The following is a 16,743-nucleotide window of genomic DNA, read 5'->3' on the forward strand; positions in this document are numbered from 1 at the left end:
TCTTCTCCTTTTTTAGTCATTCTAAAGCTACTTAACAATTGTGTTTAGAAAGTGTATTCTATAAATTAGAAAATAATTGATGAGAGAGGAAGAAACATGTATTTATCTATTACATCAACACATCAACCAGCGACTGACTTAGGTTTTTTATTACATAAACATCCAGCACGTGCACAGTCTTTTTCGCTATCTTTTGGACAAGTTCATGTATTTTATCCAGAAGCTTCAGAAGGTCGCTGTACAGCGACCTTACTCTTAGATATTGACCCCATTGGACTCATTCGTGGGGGACAGAAATCGTCGCATTTTAAGTATGTCAATGATCGCCCATATGTTGCATCTTCTTTTTTAAGTGTAGCGATTGCTCAAGTATATTCATCCGCTTTGTCAGGACGATGTAAGCAATATCCTGAGCTGGTGGAAAAGAGAATTCCACTTGAAGCAACGTTAGCTGCAATTCCCTCACGTGGTGGAAAACAACTGATTAAGAGGTTATTTGAGCCTTTAGGTTATGAAATTCAATTAATAGAAATTCCTTTAGATGAACAGTTTCCTGAATGGGGAAGAAGCCCTTATTATCAGCTTACTTTACGTCAAGAAATTGGTCTTAAGGACTTATTATCTCATTTATATGTGTTAATTCCTGTTTTGGATAATCAAAAGCACTACTTCGTAGGAGAAGATGAGCTAGGTAAGCTGTTCAAGCATGGAGAAAAATGGCTATCTACTCATCCTGAATATGAGCTAATTACAAAGCGTTACCTAAAGTATAGTAATAAGCTCGTAGCTACCGCTATTTCACATTTGGAAGAATTGCATAACCCGATGCTTGATGATGAAGAGTCAGAGGAATTAGAAGAAAAAGCGGAAAAGCCATTTCGCTTACATGATATTCGTCTACAGCAAGTGGTCGATCAGCTCAAGTTATTGGGAGCAAAAAGTGTATTGGATCTCGGATGTGGTGACGGTAAGTTATTACGATTGCTTGGTAATGAAAAGTGTTTTACCCGGATTGTCGGTGTAGATGTTTCTTACACTTCTTTGCAAATTGCGAAATCCAGACTCGAACGGCAAAAAATGAATCAGGTGGAGTTATGGCACGGGTCTGTATTATATCGGGATAAGCGATGGATTGGATTTGATGCTGCAACAGTAGTCGAAGTGATTGAGCATTTGGAAATAGAGCAACTTTCTGCTTTTGAACAGATATTATTCGGCCATGCACGACACAACATCGTTATTTTAACCACACCCAATGTGGAGTACAATGTACGCTTTGAAAGTCTGGCATCTGGACAATTTCGCCATAAGGATCATCGATTTGAATGGACACGGGCAGAGTTTCAAGCTTGGGCAAAGCAAGTTGCTAATCGATTTGAGTATGAAGTGAAGTGGGCTTCGGTAGGACCAATTGATGAAGAAGTAGGAAGCCCTACACAAATGGCTATATTTCAATTAAGAAATGGTGAGGTTCATGGAGATAACAATTCCTAATAGTTCATTAGTCGTATTAATGGGGGCATCAGGATCAGGCAAATCAACATTTGCGAAGAAACATTTTTTGCCTACGGAAGTGCTTTCGTCTGATTTTTTTCGTGGCATGATTGTAGATGATGAAAATGATCAGTCTGTTTCCAAAGACGCTTTTGAAATTCTACATGCTGTAGTTGAAAAACGTCTTAAAATGGGCAAGAGAACAGTAATTGATGCAACCAACTTACAGGAAAATGGTAGAAAACAGTTACTTGGAATCGCTCGGAAATATCATGTGATACCTGTTGTGATCGTATTTAATCTCTCCGAAAAAGATTGTTTTAAGCAAAATGAACAACGAGCAGATCGAAAACTGCCACGTCGTGTGATTCATTCCCATTGTATCCAATTAAAGAAATCTCTAAAACGACTCAAAAAAGAAGGCTTTCGATATATATACCGCTTAAATAGTCCAGAAGAAGTAGACGTAGCAAAAATTAAATCACAACCACTGTGGACAGATAAAAGAGATGAAACAAGTGCACTTGATATTATTGGAGATGTACATGGTTGCTTCGACGAACTGGTGAATTTATTAGAAAAGCTTGGTTATGTCATCGAGGAAACCAGACAAACCAGTGATAAACACTTTAAGGTGACCCCACCTGAAGGACGTAAAGTTGTATTTGTAGGTGATTTAGTAGACCGAGGCCCTAATAGCCCTGATGTTCTTCGCTTGGTTATGGATATGGTTGAATCAGGCATAGCCTATATGGTTATGGGAAATCATGATGACAAGTTATTACGTAAACTAAATGGACGAAACGTACAGATTAATTATGGTTTAGAAGTGACACTGGATCAGTTTGAGCGAGAATCAGCAGAGTGGATAGAGCGAGTACGACAGTTTTTAGATAGTGTGGTAAGCCACTACGTGTTTGATCAAGGAAAACTGGTCGTCGCCCATGCGGGCTTAAAGGAAGAGTATCAGGGCCGGGATTCGCGTGAAGTTCGTGAATATGCTCTTTATGGTGAAACCACAGGCGAAGTGGATCAGTATGGTTTACCCATTCGAGTGGAATGGGCTAAAGACTATCGAGGCCGGGCTTTTGTGGTATTCGGACACACGCCACATCGTGACCCCGTTTGGTTAAATCAAACGGTAAATATTGATACAGGTTGTGTATTTGGCGGGGCATTGACCGCGTTACGTTATCCAGAAAAACAGATTGTTTCTGTTCCTGCAAAGCAAGTCTATGTGGAAAATCCTGGATGGAGTCAAGGGAGAATAGAGGAATGTAAAGGTAACTCTAGCTTGTTAGATATCGAAGATGTATCAGCGAAAATGATTCAAACACGTTATCTACCTGCCATCCGTATTCATGAAGAAAATGCCATTGCTGCTGTGGAAGCGCTGAGTCGTTACACTGTGAATCCGAAATGGCTTATCTATTTACCACCGACCATGTCACCATCCGAAACCACTCCGAATGGTGATGATCTAGAGCATCCACGTGAGGCGTTCGCTTATTATGCAAAGCAAGGAATTACTCATGTTGTGTGTGAAGAGAAACATATGGGATCGCGAGCCATTGTGATTGTATGTCGTACAGAAGAGGTCGCACAAAAACGCTTTGGCTTATCTCAAGGTGCAAATGGTATATGCTATACACGAACAGGGCGTCGCTTTTTTACAGAAAGAAAATGGGAGTATATATTATTAAAGCGGCTTGGGCAAGCTCTGGATCAAGCTGGCTTCTGGGAAGAATTCCAAACGGATTGGGTGTGCCTCGATTGTGAGTTAATGCCTTGGTCAGCTAAAGCGCAAGAGTTACTACGTACACAGTATGCAGCTGTAGGTGCATCAGCAGTCCATTCACTTTCAGGTTCTGTAAAGCTAATCGAACAAGCACGGCAAAATGGTGTAGAGATTGATGGATTATTGACTCGATATCAACACCGCTTGGACAATAGTCAGCGTTTTATCAATGCATATCGCAGGTACTGTTGGCAGGTTGAGTCACCAGCTGATTTAAAATTGGCTCCATTTCATCTTTTGGCAACAGAAGGGAAAATGCATTCAGATAAAGATCATCTATGGCATATGCGGCAAATCAATCAATTTTGTCAATTCGACAATGAAGTGTTGCTCGCTACTCGTTATCAAGTGATCGACTTACAAGATCCAGCAAGTATAGAATCTGGAATCCAGTGGTGGGAAGATATTACTGCACAAGGTGGGGAAGGAATGGTGGTAAAGCCACTTGCTTTTGTTCCCTATGGTCCCAAAGGACTGATTCAACCTGCGATTAAGTGTCGGGGACGTGAGTATTTACGGATTATTTATGGACCCGAGTATACCGATCATGAACATTTAAATCGCTTACGAGCCCGCGGGCTACGGAAAAAAAGAAGTTTAGCTTTGCGAGAGTTTTCCTTAGGGCTTGAAGCGTTGGAGCGATTTATTAACCAAGAGCCTTTATATCGCATTCATGAGTGTGTCTTTGGTATTTTGGCATTAGAATCAGAACCGGTAGACCCTACATTGTAATAGAAGAAAGTGTGTCGGTTTAGCCTTGGGCTAAGCCGATTTATTTTAACTTTGGATAGAAAGTTCTATTTGGAAATAGAAAATGAGAGAATAATATGGATTAGATAAGATGTATTCATTCAGCCAAACTTAAAGATAGATGAAAGTAGGGTTCTCATGTTTACGATTATGATTGTCGAAGATGATATGAAAATTATGAAGCTCCTACAATCCCATATTGATAAATATGGTTATCACGCGGTGACTATCACTGATTTTGATCGTGTATTAGAGCGATTTCGAGAAACGCAACCAGATATGGTTTTACTTGATATCAATTTACCAAAATATGATGGTTTTTATTGGTGTCGCCAGATTCGAACCCTTTCTACGTGTCCTATTCTGTTTATTTCTGCACGGGATAGTAAGATGGATCAGGTGATGGCATTAGAAAATGGGGCTGATGACTATATCACGAAGCCATTTGACTATGAATTAGTCATGGCTAAGATCCGTAGTCATCTTCGAAGAGCTTATGGAGAATATGCGATGAGACAAGGAGAGAGAACAGTGGAAGTATCAGGTTTAGTTCTTTATCCTGAGCGTCTTACGCTAACGTTAAATGATCAAAGCGTAGAGCTAACCCAGAAAGAGTCTACATTGCTTGAAGTATTGATGAGTCGTCCTAAACGTGTGGTTAGCCGAGATCGCTTGCTAGAGAAATTATGGGATGATCAACATTTTATTGATGATAATACGTTAAATGTTTATGTAACCCGTGTTCGTAAGAAACTAAAAGAATTAGGAATCGGCAATGCGATTGAGACAGTGAGAGGGGCAGGATATATGCTGAAAGTGATTTGGAAGCAGTCCTAAGGATCAACACTACCCGTATCACTTCAAGGTGATACGGGTCACTTCAATTCATACCATGACTCGATTTAACTGAGATACATAGCGAGAACGAACTACAATGAAGTAGATGAGTTGTGCTACGAAAAAACCGCTGATGGCAATCGCTACAGGCAAAAAGGCCGAATCGAGAGCCAGCGCTTTGGTTAGCGATTGTAAAACGATCCATGTTTCAATACCTGCAATAATGAGTGGAATAAAGAAAAGAGAAGCGATTTGGATGGTTGCTGCTTTTTTCATTTCTCGGAGGCTAAGTCCAATTCTGGACAGCCCATGATAGATTTGTTGATCTTGATTTAATTCCGTATAAAGCTTGAAGTAAAGGAAACTAGCCATCGATACGGAGAAAATCGCAGCGATAAATAGTCCAACAAACATAATCACAGCTGTTCCTTTTTTCATTTCATCATACATTCCACCACGAGTTGTTAAAAAGCCGTTGAAATTACCTTTATCTAAGTTTGCTTGATTCCAACTTTGTAATTTCTGTCCCACTTGTACTTCTGGAGAGCTGGAATTGGGTAATTGATCGTTTTTCCATGCAGGAATATCATAAAAAAATTCTATCTCATCCTTATTTTCTGCCTCTTTTATATGTGATTTTAATTGAATATAGGTAATATCAGAGACCACAACATATCTTTGCATACCCGATTCGATTTGTTGGATAACCTTCAGTTTTTTATTTCCTTGATCTGATGTAAGCCTTTGTAGATGATTAAGCTTTTCTTTTCGCTTGGTCATATTAGACTCGACAAAAATGGCTTCACCCGGTTGCAAGGGAAGAGGTTCCACATGTAAAGCTTTCGCCAGATGGTTAAAATCAGACTGTTTGATGATATTGACTCCATATTTATCATGGATCTCTTTAAAGACAATCCGGCTTGTCATTACTTTTATTTTTTCATATTGTGATCCAGCTTGGCCTAGTGTTTGGTCAATTTTTTTCACATCGGCTTGCCAATTGCCATCTTTTAAAGGTTGATAACTTATCGGAAAGGGATTGGCGGTATACATCTTTTCATTTGTCTCTCTTAGGGAGAGAATTCCACCTACAGCACTACAAGCTACTGTGGTAATGATGGTAACCATAAAAAACATACGAGCATTATCTTTTAACTTATAAGCCATCTCAGAGATCCATAAGAGATTGGCTCCCCGCCAGAAGAAGAGACGATTTTTCTTCAGGAGACGAATGATATAAATACTAAGTTGAGTATATAAGAAATAGGTACCGATACTACCTAACGCAAGAGTATAAAGCATTGTTGCTTCATCAAATTCCATGGTACTAACAATAAAAATCGCTGTGCCAATCGTTAATATGGATAACAGAGATAACAAAATCGATGCCTTTGGCTCTGTTTTTGGTTTTTTTGCTCCTTGTAATAATTCAAGAACGCGGTTTTGACGAACAAAAAAGGTCGTAAGTAAGGAGATAAATAAAAATAATCCTAAGAAGGAAGCAGCTGTGATTCCGATCGCTTTCGAAGGAAGGTACATAGAAAACTTTTTTACTTCCATGATTTTGGCTCCATAGTAAAGAAAGACCTGAGAAAGGAGGAATCCACCTACTATACCTGTAATCACAGATGCAAAACCAATGATGATGTTTTCTAAGAAAATGAGGCGATTTATTTGCCCTTTAGCTGCTCCTAAAATTGTTAAAATGCCGAATTCCTTTTGCCTTACTTTTAAAAAGGCACTATTTGAATATAAGACGAACAGGAATGAAAAGACGAAAATGATATACTCTGCGCCTTGCATTAAAATTTTCGCTGTAGCTCCTAGAGGTGTTTTCCCAATTTCAGGATGAAAGATAAAGACCGCATAAGCAAAAAAGATCATCACTGCAAACGAACTACTTAAGAAGTATGCGGAGTAAGCGCGAGCATTTCGTCTGACGTTATTAAACGCGAACTGACGAAAGTTCATGAGCGTTCCCTCCTAAAAACGACAGCATATCGATAATTTCTTGGAAAAAGGCCTGACGACTATTTCCACGATGAATTTCGTTATATAGCTCCCCATCTTTAATAAAAATCACCCGGTGACAATAACTTGCGGCAAGTGAATCATGGGTTACTAACATCATCGTTGTTCCATCCGTTTGGTTAATCATTTCCATCATTTCCATGACTGCCCGAGATGACTTGGAATCAAGAGCTCCTGTCGGTTCGTCAGCTAGAAGTAGAGATGGAGAATGGATAATCGCCCGGGCTACTGCTGCTCGTTGCTTTTGTCCTCCTGATACCTCATAGGTCCGCTTATTTAGAATCGGAGTAATCCCCAGTTTATCAGCAACTTCTCGTAACTTTTGATCCATCTCCTTCACACTTTTTTTATCCAACGTAAGTGGCAATACGATATTCTCAGCAATCGTTAGGGTGTCCAGTAAGTTGAAATCTTGGAAAACGAAGCCGAGATGTCTACGACGAAATCGTGCTAAGTCATTTTTCTTTAATCGGTGTGGATTTTTTCCGTTAATCAATACTTCACCTGAGCTAGGCGAATCAATCGTCGATACCATGTTAAGCAGCGTTGTTTTCCCGCTACCAGACGGTCCCATAATACCTACAAATTCTCCTTGTTCGATGGTTAAGTTAATATCTGAAAGAGCCCGAGTAGCTACTTTACCTGAATATACTTTACTTAAGCTATGAACTTGTAACATTTCCATGAATGGTTCTCCTTTCATTTCGTAAATTGCCTCATGGGTTGTAACTTCATTCATACTTTAATGGACAGCGCTCTTTCTTTCTATGGATTTACCTTAATGGAATATTACTTCTTTGTAAGATAGAAAAAGAAACGCTAAGGGAAACAGCGCCTCTTGAAACCAAGCAAGCCACAGTAGTATCAATCAACTAGAAATAAGGTAACGAGGGGAGACATTTTTTGTCTAAGTCGACCTCATGCCCTGTCTATACAGGATAAGAAGCTCTAAGAGACGAGGTCTCTAAGAACTTCTATAATGTCTTACATAGCGAAAGTACATGGAATCAGATGGGGATTTAGAGCATGGCTCGTTTTAGATGGGCTAAGTATCGAGAGCGAACAATCCAAAAATAGATCAGTTGGGCTAAGAAAAAGCCTCCTATCGCTATCATTACAGGCCTTGAAATAGATATATAGGTCAACAAATGGAACATTACTTTCATCTCAGCCAAAGCATACCCTGTTTGCAATGCCGCTACGATTAGCGGGGTAAAAAAGAGAATCGCAATTTGTATGGAAGAAGACCTCATTATTTCTTCTACACTTAAACCCAATTTAGAAACCATTAGATAATGGCGTCGCTCTCGATCAAGATCGGTATATAGCTTAAAGTAAAGAAAGCTAGCCATGGAGAGGGTGAAAATCGCTGCGATAAAAAGTCCGATAAATATCATGATACGCATGGATCGCTTTAACTCGATATATTCGTCTGTACGAGAAAGAAGGAGTCCACCCGCATTTTTATCTAGACGATCTCGATTCCATTTGATTAACTGCTCGCTTACCTTTACTTGCGGTGAATTCGAATAAGGAATGATATGATTAGGCCACTCGGGAATGAAATAATAGATCCACTTCTCCTCATTACCTGAGCGAAAAGGCTTTAATTGATGATAAGTAGAGTCAGAAACGACTAATACATTTTCAGACAAGCCGATCACTGCTTTTTTGAACTGTTCAACGATCTGTAGTGTGACATCCTTTTTGTCTAGTGTGAACTGGTTGAGATACTTAAGTTGCTCTTGGTTCCACTGAATTGGATTAACCAGATAAATCCCCTCATTTGAGTGGATAGGAACCATTTTCAAATCAAACTCTTTCTCTAGTTTGCGAAAATCGGATTGTTTGATTACTGCAAGAGGTCGAAGTATTTCCTTGAAGTCAAAGTAAGAAAGATGGATGTCTACTTTTTGATATTTTTTGACCCCGGCAAGCTGTAATTCTCGATCGATCGTTTGGATGTCTGCTAATCCTTCTTTCTCTTCCAGAATCCGAAACTTTAAATCATAGGGGGTATCCTGATAGATTTGTTTGTTTAGTTGATCGATCATGAGAACCAATCCGATCGACGTGCATGCCATCGTCGTGATGATGGTGACCATAGAAAGCATTCGGGCATTATCTTTCATTTTATAAGCCATGTCCGAAATCCATAATAGATTGGTACCCCGCCAAAAAAGCCATCGATTTTTTTTCAACAATAGGATGGCTAAAACAATCAGCTGTGAAAAGAAGAAATAAGTACCAATCATATTTAAAAGTAAAATGAGAGGGATGATATTATTTGTTGGATGTTGGAATAAATAGATAGAACCTGTAAAAGCAACAATAGATACAATGGATAAAAACGGTGATACTTTTGGCTCGGATTGAAGCTTCTTTGCTCCTTGTAAAAATTCAAGAACTTGGTTTTGGCGAATAAATAGGACTGTAAACCAAGAAATAATAAAAAATAAAGCAAAGAAAGCCCCAATGGTTAGTTTAATCGCTTCCCAAGGTAGATACATGGGAAGTTTTTTGATCTCCATCACACGAGTGCCGATCAGGAGAAATAGCTTGGAAAAGATCATCCCGCTTCCAATTCCGACCGCAATCGATGCGGACCCAATTAGCATATTTTCTAAGAAAATAAGATAGTTAAGCTGTTTTCCAGAAGCGCCTAAAATGATTAAAATGCCAAAATCATTCTTACGTGCTTTTAAAAATGCACTAATTGAAAACAAAACAAAGAGAAATGAAAAACCAAAAATCACAAATTCTGCTGCAGTCATCCCTATTCGTACTGATTCCCCTAGCCTACTTTTGGTGATATCCGGGTGAAAAATAAACACGGCATATGTAAAAAAAATCATAACAGCAAACGAGCTGCTTAAAAAATAAGCAGAGTATGCATGAGCATTTCGTCTTACATTATTTAGTGCAAACTGCCAAAAACGCATAGCCTCCCTCCTCATCCAGTTCTTATTCGTTTTCCACTTCAGTGTGTGTTTTTTTCTTTGATTGTCCTTCTTTCAAAATCAAACGGACGATTGTCCCTACTCCAGCTTCTGATTCTAATTCGACTTGATGACCGAGACGTCTACAACCTTCACGAACTAAATATAATCCCATCCCAGTTGATTCACGATATTCTCTGCCATGTTGTCCCGTAAAAAATGGATCGAACACCCGTCGGATATCTCGTTTGGGAATGCCGATTCCTCGATCTTTGACTTCTAATACAACACGATTTTCGCGTAAGTACGAAGAAATAGTCACTTTTTCATGTGATCCAGCTGAATAACGAACTGCATTCGTTACCAATTGCCCTAGAATAAAAGGGAGCCATTTTTCATCAGAATAAACTTCAATATGTTCATCTACAAGAATTTCCGGATAAACTTGATTGCGTATAAAGAGACGCTTATTTTCCGAGATCACCTTTTTCACCAAATGAAAGAGCGGAATAGATTCAACATGAAAGTCATGTTCGAAATGTCCTAGCCGTGAGGTATATAAAACCATCTCCAATCCCTTTTGTAAGCGATCCAATTCTTCTTGAATACTGGCAAAAAGGGGATCATCCTCATCTTGAATAGTCAGATGAATGACCGAAAGGGGCGTTTTCATTTGATGGACCCATTGGTTAATAAAAGTAATATGGCTTTCTAATTTCCGCTGGTAATGATGAATTTTATTTTCATAATGTTGGAATTGCGTTTCCAATAATTGATTTAGTGCGTAAGCCAAAGGCGTATGTCCTGTTTCTTGTAAGGACTCATCCAAGGCATCAAGAGGACGAGATAGGCGACGGTAAAAAACTTGATGGCTAAAATAGCGATAACATAAATAGCCGAGAAGCAAAAAACTACTTAATAATAAGGCATATAAAGCAATAGAACGATCATGATATCCGCCTAGCCAATAGATCAATGGAGTAAGTAGCATTTGAATGATGTAAATCACGATGAGGGAAGTATGCTCACGTAAGAAAAGTTTCATGATGATTCCTCCAATAAACCGATCTTTGATGTTGATTCTAGTATTTTACCCTTTTTCGATAGGTCTTCATAAAAAATGCGAAATTAGATAGGCAGCGAGCTTGAGGTATCCATTGTTGTAGGGGAGTGATAAGTGGATGTTTAGAGGATTATAGACCATAAACCAACTAAAATAGGGATGACACCATGGTATTATCTTGGACTTATCCCTATCAAGTAGACAATGCAAAGAGGACACATCGAAGATGTGGAGTATATTCTACTTGGAGGGGATAATACCACCACATAACCAGAAATTCATCCTTTTTTTTAGTTATTTAACAGACTTGCGTAAGAAGTCTCCTGCTTACAAAAAGGAATGAAAACCACCCGTTATCCCTACAAGAAGAAGACTCATTAAAATACCCTCTTCATCTCATAGACCCCAGCCCATGATACATTCCTCCTTGTTTTTTGTTGTTTGTCGTACTAATTTAAATATACATTATTCACTTGTGTATAGTCGATAGTTAAAAAAGTAATTTGACTAAAAATTATTCACTACTGTATTATTCATATATAAGTGGACAGGGGAGTGGGAGAACATGGTTAAATTAACGGCTAAACCTTGCTTAAGTAAAATTCTGAAACAAAAAGGTTGGACACAGTTGATGCTTGCGGAAAAAACGGGATTAAACCAGGCCACTATCTCACGGTTTGACCGAACAACCCAGAGGAAGGACGACCATTTATTCACCATTGCCTACGCATTGGGTGTAAAAGTGGAGGATTTATTTGAGGTGACAATAGAAGAGGAAGAAAAACAATGACATGAAGAAACCCACCTACTAATAGGTGGGTTTTGTCTTATGTGTCTGTTGGATCTGGATCAAGACGAAACATGATTTATCCCTCCATTTTCAAAGTAAATTGAGGAGACCTTCACATATTTATCCAGATCTCCCAATTGTAAGTAACATTTGGATAGATTAAATAGTATTTCTTCAAAAAGAGCAGTTCCTTTTCCAAGTCTAAAGGCATCTTCAAGGTGATTTGCTGCCATTTCAGAATAACCTTTTCGGAGAAGAACTATCCCTAGATTTAATTTGCTTTTTAAGTATTGTACCATGTTGTTTACATTATTGGCAATATTCATACCCTTATTTAATATTTCTATAGCTTTTTCAAATTCATCTTTTTCTATGTAAACTAATCCAAGTTCGATATACGTTGCTGGAATAATATGATCTTTAGTTACTATCCTTTCGAGGGATAACGCCCCATTTAAACATATTTCTGCCTTATCAAGATCTCCCATGATTCTATAGATTTTTCCTAATGTGGTCGTAAGCTGATAGTTTCGATTAAAATTAAGGTTAATTCTAGATAACTCAATTCCTTCCATTGCAAGTTGTATAGCAGAATCGTACATTTTTTGGTTTGCTTTTATTGATGCTTCTAAGTCTATAATGCTCAACTTTGCGTCTACTGCTACATGATGTGATGATTTAAGTTCCTCCATTGTGGTGAGTGCTTCTTCTGTTCTGCCCAAACGATTTAAATAAATACATTTATTGGCTAACAAATTTCCGTATATATGTTTTCGCTCACCCTCGTATCTAAAGCTGTCTATTCCACTATTAGAGTAATATAAAGCCTTGTCGGTGTTGTTGCAATATATGTGTTCAATTACGGATAGATCATTAAAGCAGCTTGATTTTATATTAGATTTCTCATCAACAGGGAAGCGGTTCATTTCCGCAAGAGTTCTGGTATACTGCTCTTTTGCTTTCTCATATTCTTTTTGCTTATACAGGTTTCTTGCTTTCAGATAATTTACTACGATTTTATTTGAGTCCGTGATCTTCGTTGTATTAAGCCAAGTAGCCACCTTTTTCCTTAGTAGATTGATATTATTTTCTGCTATCATTAGCTCTAATTTTCGTAACTCCTCTTCTTTATTCTCGCCTTCTTCCACAAGCTCATTTATATTGAGAAGTTTTAATATATATCTAACCTTTTCAATATTTCTACATGCACCTTTTTCAATATTGGATAGGGTTGACATGGATATATAACCTTCTGTTTTCTCTGCTAGCTGCCTTTGTGTCATGTTTCTATTAAATCTTTCTTGTTGAATTCGTAATCCTAGTTCTTTCAAGTTATCCAATTTAACTCCTCCTTTTTGATATCCCACCTCGGAAGATCAAGGAAATATTCAATGACCTTAAAAGGATTTTTCCGAATGACTATAATATGCAAGTTCATTCAAAAATTCAAATAATAGGTACAATCGAACCCGACCATTCATGATAGGGGGTGATGCCTGGAAATTTGAGTACTTTTGTAACGTTATTTTACGAAAAAGGGAGGGAAGTTACATCATGAGCTTCATATTCTTTAAGTGGGTTAGAAAATTGGATGATGGTGACAAATGCCCTCGTTGTCAAATAGGAACATTGAAATATAAAAGAGGATATTTATATTGTACCAAATGTGACTACTAGGAATACGCTGGAGGATTTTAATTACTAACTTCTCTTTCTCTCAATCCCTCCAATTAATGGGGGGATTTTTTTCTTGCATCATGGGGACCTATATTATAAAACTAAGTTATAATTAATAGAAAAGTGGTGATCAAATGGATGAGGTAAAAAGTTTTATTCTCGGAATTAAACCATCATTGTTTTCAACTATTGAGGAAGTCAATGACGATCAACTTTGGAGCTTTCCTCATTTGACGGATGAAGATCAACCCGTCACTATAAGAAAGGAACATCCAGCCTGTATTTTTTTCCAAACGGATCAATTGAAAAGCCAATTTATTGAAAAAACAAAAGATTTACAACCGAGATCAAAGGAATTTCAGAGAATCTTAGGATTAACCCTGGGCTTTCCACCAAAAGCCGTTGAATACTTTCTTTCGTTGATTGGTACGACAGGCACTTATGAAAATGATTTGTTTTTGGATTATTGTGGTGTAGTATGCCTATCAAATATCAATGATTTAGCTCAAAATGCTTCTTGGTTATGGGATCGATATCCGGTAGGCATTGATGAGCTAAAAGTATCATTTTCGGCACAAGATGTTGAGCGTATTAGCATTCCATATGGCGATTTTGGAAAAATAAAAGAAGTCATGGAAAGAAAAAAAATTATACATACATAACAAAAGCGGGGATCTTTCCCCGCTCGTGGAGTACATTCGTCGAAATTGTCGTCTCCCCCAAATGTCATTACGTGAGAGCTTCTTGATTCTGATGGTAAGAAACTCCCACTTCTTAGCGTTAGCATAAGTGAGAGAGGTTCATGCACAGAACAGTGATAAATGATTAAATATAGCGTCCGTAATCAGGTATGGCAACATGCTCAAAATCTTGAACAAGCTTTTTTAGTCCCATCGATAAGGTATCACCAGACATAGCTCTTCCATGTCCAGTTATCGCAGTTTATTCCTTCAGTTCATTCCATCAGGTAGAATATGGGGAGTCCTATTAAGCATCTCCAGCAAAATATCCATCCGACTCTATTTTGTTCCACAGGATAGACATCACTTGTCTTTAGTTAATATCCCTTTTTGAATGAATGGCTTTAATTATAGGAATTTTTTTGTTATAATAGAAAAGCCTTTCCACTCGGACCTGACTCTTCTGCGTGACCAATCAGAAAGAGAGGCGGTTCGATCTGATGATTCAAAATCACGGAAAAAATCATAAAGAATTAAAATTGGAGCACGGAAATTTACATGTATTTGCCAATGATGAAGTATTTCAATCGTTGGAAGACAAAGTTTACGAAATGGCTGACAATAATTTAAGAATTCCTCGTAACGTGTACATGAGTTATACACCCGATGCTCATGTGGGAATAGGGACTTGTATTGGAACCACAGCCGTTTGGAATATGAGTGATGGTTTTGTATCGCCATCTATTGTTGGCTCTGATATTGGGTGTGGGATGCGTGTGCACCTTACTCCCTTAACCAAAGCAGATATTCAAGATAAGAAACTACGGCGTAGAATCATCAATATGGTAGAGAAGTATGTTCCGGTCAATGAACATGCTAGTTCACGCTATAAAAATATTCGTATTGAAAAAATCATACAAGAAGGAATTCATGGGCTTCCACCTCAATATGTACCTGATCGCTATACTCCTGGCGAACGTCGTTCAGTAACCCATGTTGAACATGCCAAATTTAGCTTCGATGAGGCATATTTGGATCTTATTCCAGAGAAGATGTGGAAAAGAGCCTGGCAGCAGATTGGAACCCTTGGTGGCGGTAATCATTTTATTGAATTTCAAGTGATTTCTATTCGCGAGGATCATAGAGAGATTGCTGAAAAATGGGGCTTATTTGATGGACAAGTGATTGTGATGATCCATTCCGGTTCTAGGGCATGGGGTGGTATGCTTGGACCACGCTATACGAAGGACTTTAAGAATGAGATGGCGTTATGGGGAGTCGAATCGCCTGATCCTCACTTAGTTTATGCTCCGATCAATATTGAAGTAGGACAACGATACTTAAACCTGATGTATTCGGCGCTCAACTTCGCAGTTGTCAATCGTCATATGCTAGCCTATGGTGTACATGAAGCATTAAAGGATGTATTTGGTTCTGAGTTTGAAATGCCTGTCTTATATGACTTAATGCATAACTATGCGTTGAAGGAATTTCATCGCAATAAGCCCATGTTGGTACATCGTAAAGGAGCGACCCGTGCTCTGCCCGCTGGTCATTTCTTAAATGCAGCTCCTTATAAGGAAACAGGTCATCCGGCTTTGATCCCTGGGTCGATGGGAACTTCATCTTATATCATGGTCGGAGAAGAAGCGGGAGAAAAGAACTTTTATTCGATCTGCCATGGAGCAGGTCGGGTTCGCTCACGACGAGCTACGAAGCAGTTGGTAACCATTGACGAATTTGCTCACTCACTTCAAGTTGGAACCGATGAAGAGATCTTAGTCAACCAACGTACTCTTGAAAGCATTCTAGACGAATGTCCCCAAGCTTATAAAGACGTCGATCAAATTATTGACTCTGTGGTTGGGGCCGGTTTAGCTTCGGTGGTGGCAGAGTGTAAGCCACTGGCTGTGATAAAAGGGGTTAAGTGATGATGAACCCATCCTAATTTTTGGGTGGGTTTATTTGCCGTATATCCATGAATGATTTGCTGTTTCTTCCGACTCATTGAACTACATTTCAAACCCTTTTGATAGATATAACTGGAATCGTCAGACTTAAATGAACCATCGTATACTGGATGTTCTTTTTATTCTAAGTAATCATTTATTCAAAAAATAAGTATCTTTTCTTGCTAATCGAAAATCATCAAACCATTTTTCGTCTAATAGATTGGAGCATTGAGACGATGAAACAAACGATTGTGGTGACAAATAATAGGATTAATATCCCATTCATTAAATCATAAATGAAACTCCACTTTTTAAACGCATGAATGACTTCATTATGTGTTAAGTCAGAAAATCTCATAAATAAGAATGTTTCTAGTAAATATTTGATACCAAACAGAAAAGTTCCACTCGATAAAGCCCAAAAGCCCATCGTTTTCGCTGAAGATGGCTCACTCTTTTTCCATAAAAAATAGAGTCCCAATAAGAAGTAAACGATGATCAAGACTAAGAGAACGAGCCAAAAATGACTATAAGGGCTTCTATGGGCAAATTTATAGATCATCGATGGTTATCGATTGAATAAACAGAAATAAATAATAGGCTACTAGACAGGATCTCCATGCCCAATAGATAAATGGATAAGCTCAAAAAGCCCAATCCTAGAAAACGTGATTTCAAGGCAGTCTCACTTCTTTTCTATAAATGATATGTCAGTAGTGTGAAAGGATAGGG

General features: G+C 38.3%; 11 protein-coding genes and 1 pseudogene. 6 read left to right on the plus strand and 6 right to left on the minus strand.

Translation table 11 applies throughout. The features are described 5' to 3' along the window. Positions 1-96: 96 nt before the first annotated feature. The 3 genes from DL897_RS16860 (at position 97) to DL897_RS16870 (ending at position 4,879) form a co-directional block, all read left to right on the plus strand. A complete protein-coding gene (locus DL897_RS16860) occupies positions 97-1,494 on the plus strand; it encodes a 3' terminal RNA ribose 2'-O-methyltransferase Hen1 (protein WP_113660289.1) in 1,398 nt (465 codons plus the stop codon). Beyond that, complete coding sequence (locus DL897_RS16865) at positions 1,475-4,024, plus strand: polynucleotide kinase-phosphatase (RefSeq protein WP_113660290.1); 2,550 nt, start codon at positions 1,475-1,477, stop codon at positions 4,022-4,024. The genes DL897_RS16860 and DL897_RS16865 overlap by 20 nt, the downstream gene beginning before the upstream one ends. 156 nt (positions 4,025-4,180) lie before the next feature. After that, complete coding sequence (locus DL897_RS16870; RefSeq protein WP_113660291.1) at positions 4,181-4,879, plus strand: response regulator transcription factor; 699 nt, start codon at positions 4,181-4,183, stop codon at positions 4,877-4,879. Positions 4,880-4,927: 48 nt separating this feature from the next. Here the strand turns inward: DL897_RS16870 and DL897_RS16875 are convergent, their stop codons facing one another. The 4 genes from DL897_RS16875 to DL897_RS16890 form a co-directional block, all read right to left on the minus strand. Beyond that, a complete protein-coding gene (locus DL897_RS16875) occupies positions 4,928-6,850 on the minus strand; it encodes an FtsX-like permease family protein (protein ID WP_113660292.1) in 1,923 nt (640 codons plus the stop codon). After that, a complete protein-coding gene (locus DL897_RS16880) occupies positions 6,825-7,595 on the minus strand; it encodes an ABC transporter ATP-binding protein (RefSeq protein ID WP_113660293.1) in 771 nt (256 codons plus the stop codon). Before DL897_RS16880 ends, DL897_RS16875 begins: the two co-directional genes overlap by 26 nt. 334 nt (positions 7,596-7,929) lie before the next feature. Beyond that, positions 7,930-9,852, minus strand: a complete 1,923-nt coding sequence (locus DL897_RS16885; protein WP_168188856.1) for an ABC transporter permease — start codon at positions 9,850-9,852, stop codon at positions 7,930-7,932. A 22-nt stretch (positions 9,853-9,874) separates the two neighbouring features. After that, complete coding sequence (locus DL897_RS16890) at positions 9,875-10,894, minus strand: sensor histidine kinase (protein WP_113660295.1); 1,020 nt, start codon at positions 10,892-10,894, stop codon at positions 9,875-9,877. Positions 10,895-11,477: 583 nt separating this feature from the next. On the opposite strand from DL897_RS16890, the gene DL897_RS16895 reads away from it, so the two are divergent. After that, positions 11,478-11,702 carry a helix-turn-helix domain-containing protein gene (locus tag DL897_RS16895; RefSeq protein ID WP_113660296.1) on the plus strand — a complete coding sequence of 75 codons (225 nt, stop codon included), beginning with the start codon at positions 11,478-11,480 and terminating at the stop codon, positions 11,700-11,702. 59 nt (positions 11,703-11,761) lie between these two features. Here DL897_RS16895 and DL897_RS16900 read toward each other — a convergent pair whose 3' ends face one another. Then, positions 11,762-13,042: a helix-turn-helix domain-containing protein gene (locus DL897_RS16900; protein ID WP_113660297.1), complete on the minus strand. Its 1,281-nt coding sequence runs from the start codon at positions 13,040-13,042 to the stop codon at positions 11,762-11,764. A 471-nt stretch (positions 13,043-13,513) separates the two neighbouring features. Between DL897_RS16900 and DL897_RS16905 the strand changes: the two genes are divergently transcribed. Next, complete coding sequence (locus DL897_RS16905) at positions 13,514-14,041, plus strand: hypothetical protein (protein ID WP_113660298.1); 528 nt, start codon at positions 13,514-13,516, stop codon at positions 14,039-14,041. A 163-nt stretch (positions 14,042-14,204) separates the two neighbouring features. On the opposite strand, the pseudogene DL897_RS18745 reads toward DL897_RS16905, so the two are convergent. Beyond that, positions 14,205-14,318: pseudogene (locus DL897_RS18745) on the minus strand (MBL fold metallo-hydrolase); the annotation flags it as partial. 241 nt (positions 14,319-14,559) lie between these two features. Here DL897_RS18745 and DL897_RS16915 point away from each other — a divergent pair. Then, on the plus strand, positions 14,560-15,990 hold the full coding sequence (locus DL897_RS16915) for an RtcB family protein (RefSeq protein ID WP_113660299.1): 1,431 nt from the start codon (positions 14,560-14,562) through the stop codon (positions 15,988-15,990). The last annotated feature ends 753 nt before the right edge of the window (positions 15,991-16,743 follow it).

It is taken from the genome of Thermoflavimicrobium daqui (genome assembly GCF_003313465.1).
Lineage (GTDB): Bacteria > Bacillota > Bacilli > Thermoactinomycetales > Thermoactinomycetaceae > Thermoflavimicrobium > Thermoflavimicrobium daqui.